Origin of the sequence: Halobacillus sp. B23F22_1, from assembly GCF_043497005.1 — a bacterium.
Lineage (GTDB): Bacteria > Bacillota > Bacilli > Bacillales > Halobacillaceae > Halobacillus_A.
On sequence record NZ_JBIEKE010000002.1, the window covers coordinates 138008 to 160836 of the forward strand.

At 38.5% G+C, this 22829-nt stretch carries 18 protein-coding genes, 1 pseudogene and 1 other annotated feature; of the genes and pseudogenes, 17 read left to right on the forward strand and 2 right to left on the reverse strand.

The genetic code is table 11. The features are described 5' to 3' along the window. Positions 1–231: 231 nt before the first annotated feature. The 6 genes and pseudogenes from ACGTNH_RS08420 to ACGTNH_RS08445 all read left to right on the forward strand — a co-directional run bounded on the left by ACGTNH_RS08420 (position 232) and on the right by ACGTNH_RS08445 (position 8156). Positions 232–1212, forward strand: coding sequence for a tetratricopeptide repeat protein (locus tag ACGTNH_RS08420; RefSeq protein WP_394586289.1), 981 nt, complete (start codon positions 232–234; stop codon positions 1210–1212). A 172-nt stretch (positions 1213–1384) separates the two neighbouring features. Continuing rightward, positions 1385–2671, forward strand: coding sequence for a trigger factor (gene tig / locus ACGTNH_RS08425; protein ID WP_394586290.1), 1287 nt, complete (start codon positions 1385–1387; stop codon positions 2669–2671). 298 nt (positions 2672–2969) lie between these two features. After that, on the forward strand, positions 2970–4247 hold the full coding sequence (clpX, locus tag ACGTNH_RS08430) for an ATP-dependent protease ATP-binding subunit ClpX (protein WP_394586291.1): 1278 nt from the start codon (positions 2970–2972) through the stop codon (positions 4245–4247). A gap of 302 nt (positions 4248–4549) precedes the next feature. Continuing rightward, positions 4550–6814 carry an endopeptidase La gene (gene lon / locus ACGTNH_RS08435; RefSeq protein WP_394587675.1) on the forward strand — a complete coding sequence of 755 codons (2265 nt, stop codon included), beginning with the start codon at positions 4550–4552 and terminating at the stop codon, positions 6812–6814. Next, positions 6804–7391, forward strand: coding sequence for a ribosome biogenesis GTP-binding protein YihA/YsxC (gene yihA, locus ACGTNH_RS08440; RefSeq protein ID WP_394586292.1), 588 nt, complete (start codon positions 6804–6806; stop codon positions 7389–7391). Before lon ends, yihA begins: the two co-directional genes overlap by 11 nt. 63 nt (positions 7392–7454) lie before the next feature. Then, positions 7455–8156, forward strand: a pseudogene (locus ACGTNH_RS08445) (amino acid ABC transporter ATP-binding protein). Between the two features lie 78 nt (positions 8157–8234). Here the strand turns inward: ACGTNH_RS08445 and ACGTNH_RS08450 are convergent. Then, positions 8235–8717: a LiaI-LiaF-like domain-containing protein gene (locus ACGTNH_RS08450; RefSeq protein WP_394586293.1), complete on the reverse strand. Its 483-nt coding sequence runs from the start codon at positions 8715–8717 to the stop codon at positions 8235–8237. A gap of 256 nt (positions 8718–8973) precedes the next feature. Between ACGTNH_RS08450 and hemA the strand changes: the two genes are divergently transcribed. From hemA to ACGTNH_RS08485, 7 genes are all read left to right on the forward strand, one after another. Next, positions 8974–10347 carry a glutamyl-tRNA reductase gene (hemA, locus tag ACGTNH_RS08455; protein ID WP_394586294.1) on the forward strand — a complete coding sequence of 458 codons (1374 nt, stop codon included), beginning with the start codon at positions 8974–8976 and terminating at the stop codon, positions 10345–10347. Between the two features lie 14 nt (positions 10348–10361). After that, a complete protein-coding gene (locus ACGTNH_RS08460) occupies positions 10362–11180 on the forward strand; it encodes a cytochrome c biogenesis protein (RefSeq protein ID WP_394586295.1) in 819 nt (272 codons plus the stop codon). A 19-nt stretch (positions 11181–11199) separates the two neighbouring features. Next, a complete protein-coding gene (gene hemC, locus ACGTNH_RS08465) occupies positions 11200–12129 on the forward strand; it encodes a hydroxymethylbilane synthase (protein ID WP_394586296.1) in 930 nt (309 codons plus the stop codon). After that, positions 12129–12887 (forward strand): uroporphyrinogen-III synthase, encoded by a 759-nt coding sequence (locus tag ACGTNH_RS08470; protein WP_394586297.1) that lies wholly within the window; start codon positions 12129–12131, stop codon positions 12885–12887. The genes hemC and ACGTNH_RS08470 overlap by 1 nt, the downstream gene beginning before the upstream one ends. A gap of 4 nt (positions 12888–12891) precedes the next feature. After that, the gene (gene hemB, locus ACGTNH_RS08475; RefSeq protein ID WP_394586298.1) at positions 12892–13869 is read left to right on the forward strand and encodes a porphobilinogen synthase; all 978 of its coding nucleotides are present in this window, start codon (positions 12892–12894) and stop codon (positions 13867–13869) included. A gap of 22 nt (positions 13870–13891) precedes the next feature. Next, on the forward strand, positions 13892–15175 hold the full coding sequence (gene hemL / locus ACGTNH_RS08480; protein ID WP_394586299.1) for a glutamate-1-semialdehyde 2,1-aminomutase: 1284 nt from the start codon (positions 13892–13894) through the stop codon (positions 15173–15175). A 389-nt stretch (positions 15176–15564) separates the two neighbouring features. Next, positions 15565–16485 (forward strand): LysM peptidoglycan-binding domain-containing protein, encoded by a 921-nt coding sequence (locus tag ACGTNH_RS08485; RefSeq protein ID WP_394586300.1) that lies wholly within the window; start codon positions 15565–15567, stop codon positions 16483–16485. On the opposite strand, the gene ACGTNH_RS08490 is transcribed toward ACGTNH_RS08485, so the two are convergent. Beyond that, the gene (locus ACGTNH_RS08490; RefSeq protein WP_188375555.1) at positions 16482–16670 is read right to left on the reverse strand and encodes a YszA family small membrane protein; all 189 of its coding nucleotides are present in this window, start codon (positions 16668–16670) and stop codon (positions 16482–16484) included. The two genes, ACGTNH_RS08485 and ACGTNH_RS08490, sit on opposite strands and share 4 nt — an antisense overlap. A gap of 86 nt (positions 16671–16756) precedes the next feature. Then, positions 16757–16981, forward strand: a binding site (T-box leader). Positions 16982–17030: 49 nt separating this feature from the next. Between ACGTNH_RS08490 and ACGTNH_RS08495 the strand changes: the two genes are divergently transcribed. The 4 genes from ACGTNH_RS08495 (at position 17031) to ACGTNH_RS08510 (ending at position 22823) form a co-directional block, all read left to right on the forward strand. Further along, positions 17031–19673: a valine--tRNA ligase gene (locus ACGTNH_RS08495; protein WP_394586301.1), complete on the forward strand. Its 2643-nt coding sequence runs from the start codon at positions 17031–17033 to the stop codon at positions 19671–19673. A 64-nt stretch (positions 19674–19737) separates the two neighbouring features. After that, on the forward strand, positions 19738–21018 hold the full coding sequence (locus ACGTNH_RS08500; RefSeq protein WP_394586302.1) for a bifunctional folylpolyglutamate synthase/dihydrofolate synthase: 1281 nt from the start codon (positions 19738–19740) through the stop codon (positions 21016–21018). 73 nt (positions 21019–21091) lie between these two features. Next, a complete protein-coding gene (locus ACGTNH_RS08505) occupies positions 21092–21334 on the forward strand; it encodes a hypothetical protein (protein ID WP_394586303.1) in 243 nt (80 codons plus the stop codon). Then, positions 21300–22823, forward strand: a complete 1524-nt coding sequence (locus tag ACGTNH_RS08510) for a sensor domain-containing diguanylate cyclase (RefSeq protein ID WP_394586304.1) — start codon at positions 21300–21302, stop codon at positions 22821–22823. Before ACGTNH_RS08505 ends, ACGTNH_RS08510 begins: the two co-directional genes overlap by 35 nt. Positions 22824–22829: the final 6 nt, after the last annotated feature.

Here is a 22829-nt window from a genome sequence, read left to right on the forward strand (position 1 = left end):
TTGCCGCAATACATACTTTGAAGATAATAAAGACAAAGAGGCGTCTGGATCGACGCCTCTTATCTGTTCTATATTTTTTAGGGGGAGGTACGTTAATAGTTGTTCGGCCTTTCGTTTTAAAATAAGGGCGTCGAGAAGAATTAATATTTAAATTTGTAGATATTTTGTTTAAGAGTGGACCTATTGGATAAAATAAATGGGTGATGGTAAAGAAAATAGGAAGGGTGTCTTATGGAAAAACATAACGGGGATATTGTACTGTTCCCAAAATGGAAATCGACATTAGAAAACACAGGGTTTCAAGCGGTTAAAGAAAAAAGATACAAAGATGCCGTGGAAAGTTTTGTACCGCTGGTAGAACATCAAGTAGCTAATCATGAAGTTATTACAGGGCTGTTAATGAGCTGGATTGAATTAGGTAACTTTGCGGAAGCTGAAGAGTTGTGTCAAGAACAGATGAAAAATGAAGAAAACCATTATTATGAGTATCTACATATATATATTACGATTTTGTTTCAGTCTAATCGTTATCGAGAATTAATTGATCTAATAGATGAAGTATTTGAGACTGAAGATGTTCCGACTCAAAACAGAACACAGTTATGGCAGATGTACGAAGTGACGAAAAAGCTTCTGCAAGATGTACATAAAAAAGAGAGTGATCAGCTCATCGATGAGTTGAAAAGCTCTATAGAGAAGGGCGACCTTCAAAAACAATGGGTAGCTGTTAACCAATTGAAAAAGCAGCCGTTACCTTCGGATTTAACCATTTTTCAAGAATGGTTAATTGACGAAAAGATACATCCGATTATAAAAACAGGAATAGTTTTCTGGTTAAGAGATGAAGGTTTCTCAGAAGAAATGACTATTCATAAATTTGGGCATCAATTGAAAATATCTCCTTCGAATTTAAACAGTTTTCAATCCGATTATATAATTCAGCAAATTAAAATGAGACTGGGTGCTATAGAACAAAGCAATCCAACGATGTTTAAAATGATTAATGATTTGTTAAAGCATTATTGTTATGTCAGATACCCATTGTTTCCTTCAGAAGAAGAAGTCGATACTATTGTTGAAGCGTTAAAGCAATTAGGTCATGACTATCTTCAAATCCCTTATGATGCACAAGATAATATTCTACAAGTAGATAGATATAAGGAAGAAATTGAGCTTTGTGAACAGCACTATATGATTTTAATAGGGGAGTAATCCTTTTTCCATTAAGTTTTTGCTCATAGCTATAGGACAAATGTTGAAAGCAACTTACATTATGTTATAATATAGTGGTTGCAAATGAGATTCGTTGAAAATAGAATCATAGAAACAATCATTGATCGTCATTTGAAGAACAGGAAATTATAGATGTTGGAGGGAATTTTTTATGTCAGCAAAGTGGGAAAAAAAAGAAGGTAATCAGGGTACACTTACTGTAGAAGTGCCTGCTGAAGACTTTAACAAAGCTTTAGATGAAGCATTTAAGAAGGTAGTAAAACAGGTTCAGGTACCAGGTTTCCGTAAAGGTAAAGTACCTCGTAAACTATTTGAACAGCGTTTTGGTGTTGAATCTCTTTATCAAGATGCGATTGATATCGTACTTCCAAAGGCTTACTCCGATGCTGTTGAAGAAACTGGAATCGAGCCAGTTGATCGTCCTGAAGTTGACGTAGAGCAAATTGAAAAAGGTCAACCTCTTGTATTCACAGCTGATGTTATTGTTAAACCTGAAGTGAAGCTTGGAGACTACAAAGGTCTTACGTATGAAGAACAAAGCACAGAAGTTTCAGATGAAGATGTTGAAAATGAACTTAAACAACAGCAAGAACGCCAGGCTGAACTAGTTGTAAAGGAAGAAGGAAAAGTAGAAGATGGCGACACAGTTGTTATGGATTTTGAAGGCTTCGTTGATGGCGAAGCATTCGAAGGCGGTCAAGCTGATAACTACTCTCTGGAAATCGGTTCTGGATCTTTTATACCTGGCTTTGAAGAACAACTTATCGGTAAAGCTACTGGCGAAGAAGCAGACGTTCAAGTAACGTTCCCTGAAGAGTACCATGCAGAAGACCTTGCTGGTAAAGAAGCTACTTTTAAAGTTAAAATTCACGAAGTTAAAGGGAAAGAACTTCCTGAGCTTGACGACGAATTTGCTAAAGATGTGGACGAAGAAGTTGAATCTTTAGATGAACTTAAAAAGAAAACACGTGAACGTTTAGAAGAGCAGAAGAAAACTGATGCTGAAAATCAAAAGCGTGATACTCTAGTGCAAAAGGCTTCTGAAAATGCAGAAGTTGAAATTCCACAAGCCATGGTCGATACAGAGCTTGACCGCATGGTTAGTGAATTTGAACAACGTCTTCAAATGCAAGGCATGACAAAAGACATGTACTTCCAGTTTACTGGTCAAGACGAAGATGCTTTACGCGAGCAAATGCAAGAGGATGCTGGCAAGCGTGTGAAGACAAACTTAACACTTGAAGCTATCGCTGAAGCAGAGAATGTGGAAGCTAACGAAGAAGACGTTAATGCTGAACTAGAAAACATGGCTTCTATGTACCAGACAGATGTTGCACAGTTAACTCAAATGCTTGGTGGCAATACTGATATGGTGAAAGAGGATCTTAAAGTACGTAAAGCAATAGACGTATTAGCTGAAAATAGTCAAGCTGAATAATAAGTCTAGAAGACAAGGAGCAACTGCCCTTGTCTTCTCCTATATTTTTCATTCCTAAGGTAAGATGAATGAATCTCTCTTGTTTTTACATATACTAACCATGTACCTATTATTTGACTTATATTCGATATGTCTACATAATGAGGTTGATGTAATAGTAAATGCACACCTCTATATAGGTATTGCTTTTTTGTTATTAGTTAATCTGGTATGATGGGCAAAAGACACGAATGCACAACAGCCAAGGTTGATTTTCGTAGTCGCAGCTATTGCGTCATTTTATAAAGGGGTGAATGGTATGTTTAAATTTAATGAAGAAAAAGGTCAGCTTAAATGCTCATTTTGCGGAAAAAGCCAAGAACAAGTTCGTAAGTTAGTAGCTGGTCCTGGCGTTTATATATGTGACGAATGTATTGAATTATGTACTGAAATTGTAGAAGAAGAGCTCGGCAATGAAGAGGAAGTGGAATTTAAAGAAGTTCCAAAGCCACAAGAGATTCGCAGCATTTTAAATGACTATGTAATTGGTCAGGATCAAGCGAAAAAGAACTTATCTGTGGCTGTTTACAATCACTACAAGCGTATTAATTCCGGTGTTAAAAATGATGATGTAGAACTTGCAAAAAGTAACATTCTTATGCTTGGACCAACAGGCAGCGGTAAAACATTACTTGCTCAGACATTGGCCCGCATTTTAAATGTGCCGTTTGCCATTGCAGATGCTACATCACTAACAGAAGCTGGTTATGTTGGTGAAGATGTAGAGAATATTCTTCTAAAACTTATCCAAGCAGCAGATTATGATGTTGAGAAAGCAGAAAAAGGCATTATTTATATCGATGAAATTGATAAGGTTGCTCGAAAGTCTGAAAATCCTTCAATTACTCGTGATGTTTCAGGTGAAGGTGTACAGCAAGCATTGCTTAAAATTCTTGAAGGTACGCAAGCCAGTGTTCCTCCTCAAGGAGGAAGAAAGCATCCTCATCAAGAATTTATTCAAATTGATACAACAAATGTACTCTTCATTGTTGGAGGAGCGTTTGATGGTATCGAACAAATTATCAAACGTCGTTTAGGTAAGAAAGTTATTGGCTTTGGCGCAGGTCAACCGGATGTAGAAGCAGAGAAAAGTGAGCTTCTTACAAAAGTGCTTCCTGAGGACCTGTTAAGCTATGGCCTTATTCCGGAATTTATTGGACGTCTGCCTGTCATTGGAAGTCTTGAACAATTAGATGAGGAAGCCCTTGTCGAGATTCTAACTGCACCTAAAAACGCTCTTGTTAAACAGTATCAGAAGCTTCTTCAGATTGACCACGTAGAATTAGAATTTGAAGAAGATGCTTTACGGGAAATTGCACGGCTAGCGATTGAACGTAAAACGGGAGCACGTGGGTTGCGTTCCATTATCGAAGGAATTATGCTTGACGTCATGTATGAACTGCCTTCTCGTGATGATATTGAGAAATGTATTATTACGAAGGATACCGTTAAAGAAGAAAGCAGTTATCCTAAGTTAATTCTAACCGATGGAACAGTGGAAGATGAGAATAAAGAAACTCCGAAAGAAAGTGCTTAAACAGCCAACTCTTAGGGCAATTTAATCTTTATTTAAAGACCGCGCTGCGAATAATTGTAGCGCGGTTTCTGTTTTACATAACTGTTTTGTTGGCATGATAATGCTGCTCCGTGTTTATAATAAAACTAAGCTTTACGAATGTAACCGCAGGCTTTTGACCTATTCCTTACGTTTTACTTTCTTATTAGATTTCTATATGATTAACTTACAATTCGCATTATTTGGAGGTGCACACTTTGTCTGAAAAACATAATTTTAAGCTTCCCCTCCTTCCTCTAAGAGGTCTTTTAGTGTACCCTTCGATGGTACTGCACCTTGATGTAGGTCGTGATAAATCGGTCAATGCTCTAGAACAAGCAATGATTGATGATAATCAAATTTTTCTTGTATCTCAAAAAGAAGTAAATATTGATGATCCTTCAACTAGTGATATGTACGAAATTGGTACGGTAGCGCGAGTGAAGCAAATGGTAAAACTCCCTAATGGTACAAATCGAGTGTTGGTCGAAGGTCTTTTTCGAGCAACCGTTGACCATATCGAAGAAGGCGAGACATACTACGAAGCTGATATTACGAAACTTGAAGATATCTATGAAGATCGAAATGAAGAAGAGGCGCTTATGCGTACGCTTCTTAGCCAGTTTGAGCAGTATGTAAAAGTATCTAAGAAAGTAAGTAAAGAAACGTTTAATACTGTAGCTGATGTAGAGTCACCGGGACACTTGGCTGATTTAATTACTTCTCATTTACCTATAAAAATTAAAGATAAACAGAAAGTACTTGAAATTCCTCATGTTAAACAGCGATTAAAACACTTAATTGAATTAATTGGGAATGAAAGAGACGTACTTCAAATTGAACAAAAGATTGGCCAGCGTGTGAAGAAGTCAATGGAGAAGACACAAAAAGAATATTACCTTCGTGAACAGATGAAGGCCATTCAAAATGAATTAGGCGATAAAGATGGAAAAACAGGTGAAGTCAGTGAGCTTCGGAAAAAAATTCAAGAATCACAAATGCCGGAGCGTGTACTTAAAGTAGCAGAAAAAGAACTGGGGAGATATGAAAAAGTTCCTCAAAGCTCTGCAGAAAGCTCAGTTATTCGTAATTATATCGAATGGCTTGTGTCTTTACCTTGGGCAGAAGAAACAGAAGATAATTTAGATGTTAATCATGCTGAAACGATTTTAGATGAAGATCATTATGGTTTAGAAAAGGTTAAGGAACGCGTCCTAGAATATTTAGCTGTTCAACAGCTGACTCAATCCATTAAAGGACCTATCTTATGTTTGGTTGGACCACCAGGAGTGGGAAAAACTTCTTTGGCTAAGTCAATCGCACGAGCCATTAACCGTAAATTTGTCAGGGTTTCTCTTGGCGGTGTCCGTGATGAGGCTGAAATCCGCGGGCATAGAAGGACGTACATTGGAGCCATGCCTGGTCGAATTATTCAAGGAATGAAACGGGCAGAAACAATTAATCCAGTTTTTTTACTTGATGAAATTGATAAAATGGCGAGTGACTTTCGCGGTGATCCCTCTTCAGCTATGCTTGAAGTATTAGATCCTGAGCAAAATAGCACCTTTAGTGATCATTTTATTGAAGAACACTACGATCTTTCTAACGTTATGTTTGTTGCTACTGCAAATACAATGACTTCAATACCAGGCCCTCTATTGGATCGTATGGAGGTTATATCAATTGCTGGATATACGGAAGTGGAAAAACTTCATATTGCGAAAGAACATTTGCTTCCAAAACAAATTAAAGAGAACGGATTAACGAAAAGTAAGGTTCAATTTAAAGATGAAGCCCTATTAAAATTAATTCGGATGTATACTCGAGAAGCTGGGGTGCGTAATTTAGAACGTCAGTTAGCCGGTGTGTGCCGGAAGGCGGCTAAAATCATTGTCTCAGGAGAGAAAAAGCGCGTTGTCGTTACAGCGAAGCAGCTAGAAGAGCTGATAGGACGTCCTAAGTTCCGTTATGGTCAGGCGGAGCTTGAGGATCAAATAGGGGCAGCTACTGGTCTTGCTTACACAGCTGCTGGAGGAGATACCTTATCTATTGAAGTCTCCATTTATCCAGGTAAAGGAAATCTTACCCTTACAGGTAAACTAGGCGACGTAATGAAGGAATCTGCTCAGGCTGCCTTTAGCTATATAAGATCTAGAGCAGACGATTTAAAAATTGACCGTGATTTTGTCGAAAAAAATGACATTCATATCCATGTCCCAGAAGGAGCTACGCCCAAAGATGGTCCCTCAGCAGGCATTACAATGGCTACCGCTTTAGTTTCAGCTTTAACAGGCAGAGCCGTGAAAAAGGAAGTAGGAATGACAGGTGAAATTACACTGCGAGGCCGGGTCCTCCCTATAGGCGGACTTAAGGAGAAATCGTTAAGCGCTCATAGAGCTGGTTTATCGAAAATCATTATTCCGTCAGATAATGAAAAGGATTTAGAAGACATTCCGGAGAGTGTACGTGACGGACTTACATTTATCCCTGTTAAACATTTAGATGAAGTGCTAGAGCAAGCATTAACGGAGAATGGCTATGAAGGTTAATCAAGCAGAGATTATTATTAGTGCTGCTAGTAAAAAACAATACCCATCTGAGCCAATTCCCGAGATTGCCCTGGCTGGTCGATCAAATGTTGGGAAATCATCCTTTATCAATAAAATGATTCAACGAAAAAATTTAGCGAGAACTTCTTCAAAACCTGGAAAGACACAAACATTGAATTTCTATCTCATCAACGAAAAGTTTCATTTTGTTGATGTACCTGGTTATGGTTATGCTAAAGTGTCAAAGAAAGAACGTGCAAAATGGGGAAAGATGATGGAGGAATATTTTGCCGAACGTGATCAATTACGTGCGACTGCTCTGGTGATTGATATTCGTCATAAACCTACTGAAGACGATTGTATGATGTACGATTATATAAAACACTTCGATTTACCTGTTATGGTTATCGCAACGAAACTAGATAAGATTAAAAAAGGACAGCGTAACAAGCAACTGCAATTGATCGCTACCACCCTTGAAATGGAAGAGGAAGATCAGCTCATACCGTTCTCATCTGAGACCGGTGAAGGTAAGGAAGTGGCGTGGAGATCCATGCTGTCTCATTTAAGGTTATAAGCAGCACCGCCCCTTAAGGGGTGGTGCTTTTTAGGAGGTAAATATTCGAATGTGTGAGAAAAAATTGTGGTAAAAGACTTATATAAGTCTTTTGGTAATCTGCCAGTACTGAAGAACATAAATTTTTCAGTTTATCAAAATGCGTTTGTTTAAGTGGAGCCAGCGGTTCTGGTAAAAGTACATTACTAGGGTGTTTGAATTTTTTAGAGATAATAGACAGCGGGAAAGTGAGCATACAGGAAAGTTCGTTTAAATAATATTCGTCAAAATATAGGTATGGTGTTTCAGCATTTAATTTATTTCCATACAAAAGAGTGATCGAAAATGTTACAGAAGCACTTATACACGTAAAAAAAGTGAAAAAGAAACAAGCAGAGAATGAAAGAAGAGCTCTTTTAAAAAAGTAGGTTTAGGAAATAAAGCCTATAAGTATCCTTCCAGATTGTCGGGAGGTCAACAACAAAGGGTTACGATAGCTCGAGCTTTAGCCATGAAACCAAAAGTTATGATGTTTGATGAACCTACTTCTGCCCTGGACCCGAACTTGTAGCTGAAGTTCTACAAACGATTAAAACGTTGGCGAAAGAAGGGATGCTCATGATTGTCGTTACTCATGAGATGGGATTTGCTAGAGAGGTAGCTGATCGCGTTGTATACATACATGAAGGACAGATTGTAGAAGTAGGCAGTCCTGTCGAAGTCAATGTTATAAAAAACCTGAAAAAGCGGCGTAACAAGAGGGAACTGACAATAGAAAACGGATAAAAACACCTCCCCCATGAAAAGCTTGCTTTTCATGGGGGAGGTGGCAGCTGGGTCAGATTCAATCAACGCGAAAATTAATTAAGAACGTTTCTTTAATAGATATACTCCTAAAATAACTAATATAATGGGCCAGTATTGTTCAATCCAGCTAATAAGAGTGTAAATAAAGCTGAACCAGCTGGGATTAGATGTGGAAAAAAATCCGAACCCAGTTATACCTAGTAATACTAGAGCAGGAAGGATACCTGATTTTGTTTTTATGTACTTCAATAAAAAAGCCAAGCCGACAATCATAGGATAAACTGCCCAATCATCAATCCAAAATGAATAGCGGTCTTTACTGTGAAAGTGAATCCCTAACCCGAGTAATATCACACCGGCAATAATATTTGAATAGTCTTTGGTCAGGTAACTATGCAGCAGGAAAGCAGCACCAATTATAATTAAAATTGTAGGCCATGAGTAAAAAGCAGTGAAATAGGAAATATTTAGTTGGCGTAGCAGAAAATATAATCCTAAACCAATTAATAAGTAGCCAGCAAATGCATTTTGTTTTTTCATTGGTAAAATCCTCCAAAATACATACTTTCGAGTGATTATCTTGCGCAATTCGGCATGATTTGATATATTACAGACGGGTTATAATTTATACTCGTTCTAATTTGAAAATAACTTAATAAACATTAATAATTATGATAAATATATCCTAACATAAGGATTTCAAAATCTGTTCATATTTTTCTCTTAGAATAGGGAATGCTCATGTTATAATAAGTGATATGTGATTAGATAGGAACGTTGAGATGGGGTGGATGGAATGCATATTTTAACAATAGGCCTAAATTTTAAGACAGCCCCTGTGGAAATTCGAGAAAAGCTTACATTTTCCGAAGAGCAGCTTCCAGAGGCGATGATGAACTTGAATCGTCAAAAAAGCGTACTCGAAAATGTAATTATATCTACCTGCAATCGTACGGAGATTTATGCAGTGGTGGATCAGCTTCATACTGGACGTTACTATATCAAACAGTTTTTAGCGGACTGGTTTGATATAGATAAAGAAGATTTCTCTCCATTTCTTACGATTTATGAAGCAGATGGAGCAATGGAACATTTATTCCGTGTAACGTCTGGGCTTGATTCCATGGTGCTAGGTGAGACACAAATTTTAGGTCAGGTTAAGCAAGTCTTTCAAAAGGCGCAGCAGCTTAATACGAGTGGAACTATTTTTAACCAGTTGTTCAAGCAGGCTGTTACGACTGCCAAGAAAGGCCACAAAGATACAGGAATCGGTGAAAATGCTGTATCCGTTAGTTATGCGGCCGTAGAATTAGCACGTAAAATATTTGGCGATCTTGTTCATAAGCATATTGTTATTATTGGTGCTGGCAAGATGGGCGAGCTTGCTGCAAAAAACTTACATGGTTCTGGAGTAAAAAAAGTTACAGTAATGAATAGAACGTTATCAAAAGCGCAAACGGTTGCTAAACAATTTAATGGACAAGCTACAACAATGGAAGATCTTAATCATGTATTAAAGGATGCAGATATAGTGATTAGTTCTACAGGTGCTTCCGGTTATGTTTTAACGAAAGAACAAATGGAGCCTGTTCATAAAAGCCGTAAAGGTAAACCGCTTTTCTTTGTTGATATTGCGGTACCGCGAGACCTTGATCCTGCAATGGAAAACTTGGACAGCGTGTTTTTATATGATATAGATGATCTACAAGGGATTGTTGATGCAAACCTGGCGGTTAGAAAACAAGCCGCGGAAGAGATTGGATTAATGATCGAGGCAGAAATTGTGGAGTTTAAAGAATGGCTTCAAACGATTGGGGTCGTCCCAGTGATTTCCGCTCTGCGTTCAAAAGCATTGAACATTCAATCAGAAACCATGGAGAGCATTGAACGAAAGATTCCAGATTTAACTGAGCGGGAAAAGAAAGTATTACGTAAGCACACGAAAAGCATTATTAATCAAATGCTTAAGGAACCAATCCTTCAAGCTAAAGAGTTAAGTGCCAAGCCTGAAGCAGAGGAATCTCTACGTCTGTTCACTCAAATCTTTGGTATTGAGGAAGAAGTAGAAAAGGAACTACATGAACAAGAGAAAAAAAACGAGAATATAGTAAAGTCAAATGATAAAGAAACTTTTTCCCTTCCCACACTTAGTAAGATTGTGAACTCTTAAGGGTGGAGACAGCCATGTTTGATTTTAAATGGGTTTATGAATTAGTCCTATTGCTATATGGTCTAAGTTTAATTGGATATTTTATTGATTTTATTCAAAATAACCGGAAGGCCAACCAAGCTGCCTTCTGGTTACTTAGTTTGGTCTGGGGGTTGCAATCCCTTTTTTTATTCGTTCAAGTTTTTGTGAATGAGAATTTTCCTATTATGAACATTTATGATGGACTTTTTTTCTACGCTTGGATTCTAGTAACGTTTTCGTTAATCATTAACCGTTTATTCAGAGTGGACTTCCTGGTGTTCTTTACTAATTTACTCGGTTTTTTTGTAATGTTAATCCATTTATCAACGAGAGCCCAAAGTGTAATGGACGATCAGGGGGTTGCACTTGTACATGAAATGTTAGTCGTGCATATTACACTCGCTCTTATCTCGTATGGATTTTTCACACTCTCATTTATTTTCTCACTGCTGTATTTATTGCAATATCGATTACTAAAACAAAAGAAGTGGAATGCCAAACTGTTTCGTTTAGGTGACTTGACGAGACTCGATCACTTCTCTTATATAGCTGTGATTTCTGGTATGCCGCTCCTTCTCATTGCCCTTATTTTAGGGGTGACGTGGGGATATGTCTCTGAAGATACGTTTTATTGGTATGATTCGAAAACATTAGGTTCTATACTAGTTCTTATCGTATATGGAATTTATCTATTTTTAAGAGTGGTAAGAGGCTATCAGGGAAGAGCAATTTCTATTTTTAATAGCGCAGCATTTCTATTTCTATTAATAAATTTCTTTTTATTTGGCTCATTATCAAACTTTCATTTTTAATCTCTGAGGAGGACTTTCAGTGCGTAAAATCGTTATAGGATCGCGTAAAAGTAATCTAGCTATTACTCAAACAGAATGGGTAATTGAACAATTAAAAAAAGTGGACCCATCTTATGATTTCGAAATTAAAAGAATTTCGACCAAAGGAGATCGCATCTTGGATGTGACACTTTCTAAAGTGGGCGGGAAAGGGCTTTTTATAAAAGAAATTGAACAGGCGATGTACGATAAAGAAATCGATATGGCTGTGCACAGTATGAAGGATATGCCTGCTGTGGTAGCTGAAGGATTAATGGTGGCCTCCGTGCCGGAACGTGAAGATCATCGTGACGCTTTTATTTCAAATGGAAACATTGGGTTGAAAGACTTAAAAGAAGGCGCAATTGTAGGTACAAGCAGTTTACGTAGAGGAGCGCAAATTAAAGCTTTCCGCCCTGACTTGGAAATCCAATGGATTCGTGGAAATATAGATACTCGTCTAAGAAAACTTAAAGAAGAAGATTTTGATGCGATTATACTAGCTGCTGCTGGATTAAAAAGAATGGGCTGGAGTGATGACCTTGTAACAGAATACTTAGAGCCGGACGTATGTGTTCCTGCTGTAGGTCAAGGGGCTTTAGCTATTCAATGTCGTGAGGAAGATACTGAGCTTGTAGAGTATTTAAAGAAGATTAATCATGACTATACCGACGTTACCGTAGCTGCAGAGCGTAAGTTTCTTCATGACTTAAATGGAGGTTGTCAAGTTCCGATCGGAGGCTATGCTTATTTAAAAGGTGATGAGATTACACTTACTGCACTAGTAGGTAAGCCGGATGGTTCAGCTATTCTGCAAGAAACGGTAAAAGGTAAGGACCCAATTGCTGTAGGAAAGCAAGCTGCTGACCTTCTTAAGGAGCAAGGGGCTGTTGAAATTGTCGAGAGAGCTAAAGAGGAGTACGATCAATAATGAACCCCTTAGAAGGCAAGAAGGTCTTAGTCACAAGACCTTCTTCTCAAGCGGGTGGATTGCTTAAGAGGTTAGAAAGAGCTGGTGCCAGCCCTCTCCATGTACCTCTTATTGAATTTCAATTACATGAATCTAAAGAAAATGAGCGTATTTTATCTAAACTTCACGACTTTAAATGGGTGTTTTTTACAAGCTCCAATGGCGTGAAGTTTTTTTTCGAATGGTTACAAAAAATGAAGGAGAATTTCCCGGCTGCTTGTCAAGTTGCTGTAGTGGGTGAAAAAACGAAGAAAGCGGCTGAGTGTTATCATTTACTAGTAGATTTTACTCCATCTGAATTTCAAGCAGAGAAGATGGCTGAAGAATTCTTTCACTCCTATGAGGAGCCTGGCTCCATCTTATACGTAAGGGGGAATCGTTCGCGGGATACGTTATTGAATGAATTTAAAAATCGCAGCATTCTTTTTCAATCGATGACGGTATATGATACTCTACTAATTAAAGAGTCAGCCATTATTGGTAAGCACTTAAATTCTTTAGATGCAGTTACGTTTACTAGTCCTTCGACCTTGCAAGCTTTCCTTCATTCTGTTGGAAAGAATAGAGAAACTGCTCTAACAATACCTTGTTTTTGTATAGGTTCTACAACAGCAGATGAAGCAGTAAAACTTGGGTTTAAGAAGGTATATTATCCTAATGTCTTCATTGCAGAAGAAATGGTTCAACAATTGGTGAATTACTTTTCGAAAGAAGGTTAACAGTATGAATGATTTACAATTTAAGAGACACAGACGCTTAAGAAGAACTGAATCCATGCGTTCTTTAGTGCGGGAGACGAAACTACAAAAAGAAGATTTAATTTATCCGATCTTTATTGTGGAAGGGGAAAACGTCAAAAATGCTGTAAAATCGATGCCTGGTGTACATCAAGTTTCCCTGGATTACTTATCAAATGAAATGACTGAATTAGAGCAGTTAGGCATTCGTTCCGTAATTGTGTTTGGTGTACCTAAGGAGAAAGACGAGGTAGGAAGTGAAGCTTATCACGATTCTGGTATTGTGCAAAAAGCCATTCGTCACATAAAAGAAGCTCATCCGTCGTTGACAGTGGTAGCTGATACCTGTCTATGTCAATACACTGATCATGGCCATTGTGGAATTGTGCGTGATGGAGATATTGCAAACGATGAGTCATTGGAGTTACTTACGAAGACAGCTGTTAGTCAAGCAGAAGCTGGAGCCGATATTATTGCTCCTTCAAATATGATGGATGGATTTGTAGCTGCTATTAGAAAGGGATTGGATAAAGCAGGTTATAGTCACATCCCGGTTATGTCATATGCAGTCAAATATGCTTCCGCCTTTTACGGACCCTTCCGTGATGCGGCACACAGTTCGCCTCAATTTGGTGATCGTCGAGCGTATCAGATGGATCCAGCTAACCGTTTGGAAGCTATTCGTGAAGCCGAGTCTGATGTCGAAGAAGGAGCCGATTTTCTGATTGTAAAACCTGCTTTGTCTTATTTGGACATTATGCGTGAAGTAAAAGACCGGTTTAACCTTCCACTTGTTGCTTACAATGTAAGCGGAGAATACTCTATGATTAAAGCTGCTGCTTCCAATGGATGGGTGAATGAAGAAGAAATCGTTATGGAAAAATTAACTTCTATGAAACGGGCAGGGGCGGACTTAATCATTACTTATTTTGCGAAGGATGCAGCCAATTATCTAGATCAGTAACGGAAGGGAATGATAGTTAGTTATGAGAAATTTTAATCGTTCTATTGAAGCATACAAAGAAGCCGTAGATTTAATGCCGGGAGGAGTAAATTCACCTGTGCGTGCGTTTAACTCTGTAGACATGGACCCTATTTTTATGGAAAAAGCCAAAGGTTCAAAAATTACTGATATTGATGGAAATGAATATATTGACTATGTGTTGAGCTGGGGCCCTCTAATTCTTGGTCATGCGGATGACCGTGTAGTCGAGTCTTTGAAAAAAGCAGCAGAGCTGGGGACGAGCTTTGGAGCACCGACAACTTTGGAAAATGATTTAGCTAACCTTGTCATTGACCGTGTACCTTCTATAGAAATGCTTCGTATGGTGAATTCAGGAACAGAAGCCACGATGAGCGCTCTTCGTGTTGCCAGAGGGTATACAGGAAGGAATAAAATTCTTAAATTTGAAGGGAACTATCATGGTCATGGTGATTCCCTACTCATAAAAGCAGGATCTGGAGTAGCTACATTAGGTCTTCCTGATTCGCCTGGTGTACCTCAGTCTATTGCTGAAAATACGATTACCGTCCCATATAACGATTTAGAAAGCGTGAATTATGTTTTTGAAGAATTTGGGGATGATTTAGCTGCTGTCATCATCGAACCTGTTTCAGGAAATATGGGAGTGGTCCCTCCTAACCAGGAATTTCTTACAGAACTGCGTAAGTTAACGAAGGATAATGGTACGGTGTTGATTTTTGATGAAGTGATGACCGGCTTTAGAGTGGGATATTATTGTGCCCAAGGCCACTTTGACGTTACGCCGGATATGACGTGCTTAGGAAAAGTAATTGGGGGGGGCCTGCCAGTTGGAGCTTATGGAGGTAAGCGTGAGATTATGGAGCGAGTGGCTCCTGTAGGTGATATTTATCAAGCTGGAACCCTTTCTGGAAACCCATTAGCAATGACTGCAGGTTATGAAACGCTTAAAGCTATGGACGAATCTGCTTATAAAAAGATTAATGAAAATGTGGATCGTCTTGTAGAAGGCTTTAAAGTCGCAGCTGAGAAATATGATATTCCCTTAACCATTAATCGAGCAGGTTCAATGGTTGGCGTTTTCTTCACGGATGGCCCCGTAGAAAATTTTGAAACTGCTAACCAATCGGATTTGCATCGGTTTGCTAAATATTATAGAGGGATGATTGAGCAAGGGATCTTTTTACCGCCATCTCAATTTGAAGGTTTATTTTTATCTGTTGCTCATACAAAAGATGATATCGAACGAACTATTGAAGCGGTTGAAGCGGTATTTAAAACCTTATAATGATAATAAAGACATAGTCCATGACTATGTCTTCAGCTTGTGGAGACCCCCCCCTGTTTTCTGCAAGCTTTTTTACTTGCCCGTCAGGAGCGATAAGCCTCCCCTTTCAGCGGACGAGCGCCCAAGTTTCCACTGAAATCCACGCTCGGTGATCAGATAAAGACCCTAACATCTAGTTCACCTTGCTAGACGTAGGGCAATCCGGCAGGCAGCCGTCATCAGCGATTGCTCCTTCACTTTCTCTTTTTCACATAAACGGCTAAGAACCCTTTCTTTAGTTCATTACTATGACTTTTTCTATGAAATTCTCTTCTTACGTATATCATCAAAGTTGATGCATAAAGTGGTAATAGATGACTTTGTTGATTAACTAGGGAGGGGACATTGTAATGCAAAAAAATCAGGAGTTTTCTTTTTATTTAGATGAATCACTTTGGTTTAAGGAAGGACAGGGCGTCAGTGAATTAATTGGCATTTCGCTTGAACCCAATGTATCGATTGCTGATTTAGGTGATGAGGTCAGGCTTCATGGTTCGGTAGAGTTATTTGGAGAATACATGGCTGATGAAAAGGTGGAGCCTTATAGGCATGCAGATACGCCTCCGGTGGGGAGAGTGCTAGATGTGGATAATGGAGAAGAAGAAGGGATTTCTGAATTCACCCATTCATTTCCTGTCGAAATTACCGTCTCAAAAGATCGCGTCACGAATTTAGAGGAAGTGGTAATAGATATCGAAAGCTTTGATTACGAACTGCCTGAGCCCAATAATTTAACGCTTCATGCTCAGTTGAGTATGAACGGCATCCTTCAAGCACGAAGTACAGATTCTTTCGAAGCAGACCATAATGTTATTACCATAGGGCCGGTACAATACAAAAATGAAGAACAGGAAGCTCCTGCAGGAGAAGAATTTAGAGAGGAATCGGATGAAGAGCAAGAAGAAAGCGGTCGAAAAGAACACACTCAATCATTCTCAGATTTTTTCAAACCTCAAATGGCAGAAGAATTAGAAGAAAACGAAGAATATATTGATCAAGAAGAAGGTGCTGAATCTTACGAAGAGGTGGAGTCAGCAGAATTTGAGCAAGATGCACCCTCCCCATCCGTTAATGGATTTAAGCAAATTTTTCAGCACCTATTTCCAAACAGAGATGAAACGTACTCACAAATGAAAATGTATATTGTGCAGGAAGACGAAACGATTGAGATGATTGCTGAACGGTATGAAGTCCCCGTTAAGCAATTAGAAAAGGTGAATCAAGTTGAAGAAGAAGTAGAGCCAGGTCAAATTGTTTATATTCCGAATTAAATCCATTTAAAACGGAAAGCTAAGTGCAGACCTATGCATAATCCAAGTAAAAAAACATCTATTGTAGTGGGGAATATTAAAGTACGGATAAGCTGATATACACATATAGGCATAGTTGCTTTTTCAATCACATATAACCAGTGGCGGCACCATGGGGGGAGACGATAACGATACATGCGGCTCATTATTTTCCCTCCTTTCAATTTATTTTTAGAAATAGTTGACTTCATACATATATTCTATATACAATATGAATATTAATGACTATATGTGAAATGCCTTGATTGGGAAGAGTACATTAATCAAACCTTCAGAGAGGAAGACAGCTGGTGAGAGTCTTCTAGGAATTGGATTTATGGAATGTCGCCCAGGATGCAGCTTCTTTGAAAAAATAGTAGAGGAAGCCGGTTAGAAGCCGTTATCTGTTATGAGTGTGCAAATAATTTTTTGCAAATAAAGGTGGTACCACGGAAAAGTAATCCTTTTCGTCCTTTTTAGGATGAAAAGGATTTTTTTATATTTACAGAAATGAAGGAGGATAATAAATGGAACATAAAGAATTATCAATGCCGACAAAATATGATCCTTCAGCCGTCGAGCAAAATCGTTATCAATATTGGGTAGATGGAAAGTTTTTTGAAGCAACTGGAGATAAGGGAAAAGAACCTTATACGGTAGTGATTCCTCCTCCAAATGTAACAGGCAAATTACACTTAGGTCATGCATGGGATACAACGCTGCAGGATATTTTAACTCGTGTAAAGCGTATGCAAGGTTATGACGTTCTTTGGCTGCCGGGAATGGATCATGCAGGAATTGCTACTCAGGCTAAAGTAGAGGCTAAATTAAAGGAGCAAGGAACATCGCGTTATGATTTAGGCCGTGAAGCGTTTTTAGAGAAATCTTGGGAATGGAAGAAAGAGTATGCTCAGTTTATCCGCACCCAATGGGAAAAACTTGGTTTAGGATTAGACTATTCGCGTGAAAGGTTTACGTTGGATAAAGGATTATCTGAAGCAGTAAAAGAGGTTTTCGTAAAATTATATGAGCGCGATCTTATTTACCGTGGAGAATACATTATCAACTGGGATCCTTCTACCAAAACAGCACTTTCTGATATCGAGGTTGAATACAAAGATGTGCAAGGTGCTTTTTATCATATGCGTTACCCTCTTAAGAATGAGGACGGTGCTATCGAAGTTGCAACTACTCGTCCAGAGACCATGCTTGGGGATACAGCTGTAGCTGTCCACCCTAAAGATGAAAGGTATAAGCATTTGATTGGCAAAAAAGCCATATTGCCTATTATTGGTCGTGAAATTGAAATCGTGGCCGACGATTATGTCGACATGGATTTTGGTTCTGGTGCAGTGAAAATCACACCCGCTCATGATCCAAATGACTTTGAAATCGGAAACCGTCATGACTTGGAACGTGTGCTCGTAATGAATGAAGATGGAACGATGAACGAAAATGCAGGTAAATATAAAGGAATGGATCGCTTCGAGTGCAGGACTCAAATTGTAGAAGATCTACAGGAAAGCAATGTTCTATTTGAGATTGAAGAACATGTTCATTCTGTCGGACACTCCGAGCGCAGTGGGGCAGTAGTAGAGCCCTATTTATCCACTCAATGGTTTGTAAATATGGAACCTCTAGCAAAGCAGGCTGTTGACTTACAATCTTCAGATGATAAGGTTAACTTCGTACCTGATCGATTTGAGAAAACATATTTAAACTGGATGGGAAATATTCGTGACTGGTGTATCTCTCGTCAGCTTTGGTGGGGCCACCGTATTCCTGCCTGGTATCATAAAGAAACAGGTGAGATTTATGTAGGTAAAGAAGCCCCTGCAGATGAAGAGAATTGGGAACAGGATGAAGACGTACTTGATACATGGTTCTCTTCAGCATTATGGCCATTCTCAACAATGGGCTGGCCGGACGAAGCTAATGAAGATTTTCAAAGATACTTTCCTACTAATGTCCTTGTAACTGGTTATGATATCATTTTCTTCTGGGTAAGCCGAATGATTTTTCAATCTATTGAATTCACTAATCGTCGTCCTTTTGAAGATGTCTTAATTCACGGGCTAGTAAGAGATGCAGAAGGAAGAAAAATGAGTAAATCTCTAGGTAACGGTGTGGACCCAATGGATGTAATCGAGAAGTATGGTGCAGACTCTCTTCGTTATTTCTTATCAACGGGGTCTTCTCCGGGGCAGGATTTGCGTTTTCAATGGGAGAAAGTTGAATCTACTTGGAACTTTGCAAATAAGATTTGGAACGCTTCACGCTTTGCCCTTATGAACATGGGAGATATTAAGTATGAAGACATTGATTTAACTGGTGAAAAGTCAGTTGCTGATGAGTGGATATTAACTCGTTTGAATCAAACCGTAGAGCAAGTAACGAAAAACATCGATCGCTATGAATTTGGAGAAGCTGGCCGCCATTTATATAACTTTATTTGGGATGAGTTTTGTGACTGGTATATCGAAATGGCGAAACTTCCACTATACGGGGAAGACAAACAGAGAATCCATACAACTCGCTCAATCTTGGCTTACGTTTTGGATCAAACGATGAGAATGCTTCATCCATTTATGCCGTTTATTACTGAAGAAATCTGGCAGCATTTACCTCATGAAGGGGAGTCCATCACTCAGGCATCATGGCCAAAAGTAAATGATGATTTCCACAACGAGAAAGCTGTGGAGGAGATGGAACGCCTGGTCTCTATTATTCGTTCGGTTCGAAACATTCGAGCAGAAGTAGACACACCAATGTCTAAAGAGATCCAGCTCATGATTCAAGCAAAGGACGATAAAGTCGTAGCTGAGCTTGAGAAGAATCGCAGTTATCTAGAGCGTTTCTGTAATCCCAGCGAGTTAGCTATAAGTACGGATCTTCAAGCACCTGAAAAAGCGATGTCTGCTGTTGTAACCGGTGCTGAATTGTACTTGCCACTTGCTGGACTCATTAACATCGATGACGAAATCAAGCGTTTAGAAAAAGAGTGGGAAAAGTGGGATAAGGAAGTCTCTCGAGTTCAGAAAAAATTATCTAACGAAGGATTTGTTAGTAAAGCTCCAGAGCATGTGGTTGAAGAGGAACGTAAGAAAGAAAGTGATTATTTAGATAAACGTGCTAAGGTAGAAGCACGTATGAAAGAATTAAAAGCTTAAAATAGAGATGGAGGGTATTCTTAGTAGAATACTCTCCTCTTTTATGAAATGGGGAGTTAAATAGATGAAGTACGTTGAAGCATTAGAATGGATACATACAAGAGAAAAATTTAAAGTAAAACCTGGACTAGTTCGCATGAAATGGATGTTAGAAAGGCTGCAAAACCCTGAAAAAAGTCTAAATACTATTCATGTAGCAGGTACGAACGGTAAAGGTTCCACTGTATCTTTCTTAAGAAATCTCCTGCAAGCTCAAGGTTACACAGTGGGTACATTCACCTCTCCATATATTATACGGTTTAATGAGAGAATGAGTATTAACGGGCTGCCTGTATCAGATTACGAACTCATTGATTTAGTAGAGTTAGTCAAACCTTTGGTGGATGAGCTATGTAAAACAGAAATAGGCGAGCCTACTGAATTCGAAGTTATTACTGTCATGTCCGTACTATTTTTCCAGCAAAAAAATGTGGACTTTGCCCTTTTTGAAACAGGTTTAGGCGGAAGATATGATTCAACAAATATTATTGATCCAATCCTCTCTATCATCACGAATATCGGAAAAGATCACACTGCGATATTAGGAGAGACCTATAAAGAGATTGCTTATCAAAAAGCCGGGATTATTAAGGTATCCCGCCCTGTGTTTACTTGTGTAAAAGAAGAAGAGGCTTTACAAGTGATAAAAGAAGAGGCAGATAAGCAGAGAGCTCCTTTATCAGTAGAGGGAGAAGATTTTTTTCTTGAGCATGTGTCTCATACCTCAGACGGAGAATCTTTTTATTTTAAGATCGAAGACTATTCTTCACCGTTAATGGCTACTAGAATGAAAGGGATCCATCAAATATACAATGCAGGATTAGCATTGGCGGCAATGGAACAGTTGAGAAAAATGGGATATTTAGTGCAGCAAGATTTTTATGCTGATGCGATTCATTCTACAACTTGGCCAGCAAGATTTGAAATTGTTCAAAAAAATCCAATCGTTATATTAGATGGGGCTCACAATAAAGAAGGCACGGAAGCTTTAGTTGAAACATTAAAGGCTCACTACTCTGATAAGTCGATATACCTACTTTATGGAGCAGTTCTAGATAAACCAATTGAACAAATGTTAAATCAATTTAAACCCATTGTGAAAGAAGCCTGGTTTACAAATTTTGAATTTCCAAAAGCTGTGAAAGCAAAGGATATGGCAGATATTTCGTCGATTAATCCTAGTTATGTAATAGAGCAACAAGAAGAAGCTTTACAACAAATTATGGGAAAGTTAACAGGGGAGGATGTCCTAGTTATCTCTGGTTCGCTTTATTTTATTTCCGAAATCAGGAAATATTTTGAATAGAAAGAAGTATTGTGTTATTATTATAATTGTTTGAAATTTCTAATTTGATAAAAAGAGAAGGAGTGAAGCTCTATTGATATCAACGAAAAAGAAGCTCACCATATATGGAATTTGGCTTGCTGTTTGGCCGTTTATTTTATATGTGGTTTTTGCAAACACTTCCTTTCCGATTTTTAATTATAAAATAGATATTATAGGATTTATTATTCTTGCTTCCATCGTTGCCATATTTCCATTATTAATGGGTGACCACCCTGTTTTTCTAACAAATGGAGTCAGCTTTGCCGCTTTTTTTATATTTTGGGCTGTTTGTTGAAATACTTGTTATCCAAGTATCTCTCATTTTTCTAATGATCAAGCTAAGAGTAGGTAAGACAAATTTCTTTCGCATTCCTTTAAACATGCTGATGTTTCTTATTATTTCCTTAATTACAGCGGGCGTTTTTCACTCCCTTGGCGGAAGTCATGGGGAGCAAGCCCTTCAATCAGGGGCAGTTGCTGTTGTGGCTTATGCTATAACACAGATAGTTGTTAACCAGATTTTACTTCAATTAATTGGCCGCTATCTGTATAAAAGAAAAGTAAAGTGGGTCGATCAAGGTGTTAAATGGGAGCTTCTTACTACTGCGCTAGTGGCACCTGCAGGATTAATGCTGTATTACGTTTATACAGAAATTGGACTTTCTTCAATTTACTTGATTGGTTTTCCTTTTTTGCTTATCTCCATTATGTTAAGGCAATTTCATAAAACGAGCCAAGTCAACCAATACCTTCAAAAAACAGGTGACATTGGTCATGAACTAACAGGAAAGCTAGGTGTAGAGGAGGTTCTGGATGTTTTTGTAAAAAGAGTCACCTCTTTACTCCCTTTAGACTATTTATACATATTTGATGTGAAGACTGATCATACAATGACTTTAATACGCTTTTTTGATCGTATAGATAATGTGGAACTTCCTGAACTTAATTTAGTGGAACAGAAGAGTATAAGTATTGATACATGGAAATACGGAAAAGGAAAGCATTATCACACGCGAAAAAAATGGAAGCATTTAGAGAATACTCACACACCGGAGAATGTAGAGAGCGTTATGTCTATTCCAATTACCCGCCAGAACAAAACAGTTGGTATTATCACAATGTATTCGACTCAGCCTCGTGCCTTTTTTAAGTATCAGTATATGATATTAAATATCCTCGGCAGTTATCTAGCTGTAGCTATTGAAAATGCAAGGCATTATGAAAGAACAAAAAATGAAAGTGAACGCTGTCCGCTAACCTCCTTATACAATTACCGTTACTTTGAAAACTATTTACAATTGATTTCAGAAGAGTGGAGAACGGAAGAGAAACACCGTCCCGTTTCCCAGATCCTATTAGATATTGATCATTTTAAACTCGTAAACGATGACTTCGGTCATGAAGCAGGAAATGAAATTCTCTGCGAATTAGCTAACCGTCTAGAAACTATAATCGGTCCTAGAGGGATAGTTGCACGGTATGGGGGCGAAGAGTTTGTTATCTTGCTTCCCGATTATTCGAGCTCAGAAGCCTTAAATGTAGCAGAAGAAATAAAAGTAATGATAACAAGTTCTCCTTTTATTATTCACGATCACATCTTACAAACTGGGGAATCTGTTGAAGTTTTTATCTCGGCTAGCATCGGGGTTGCTTCTTACCCTGAGAATTGTGAGGATTTATTAGAACTAACTCGTCATGCCGATCGCGCGATGTACGTTGGTGCTAAGCAAAGAGGGAGAAACCGTGTCGCAAGTTATGAAAGAATAAAGCAAACAGCTGAATGACAGCAT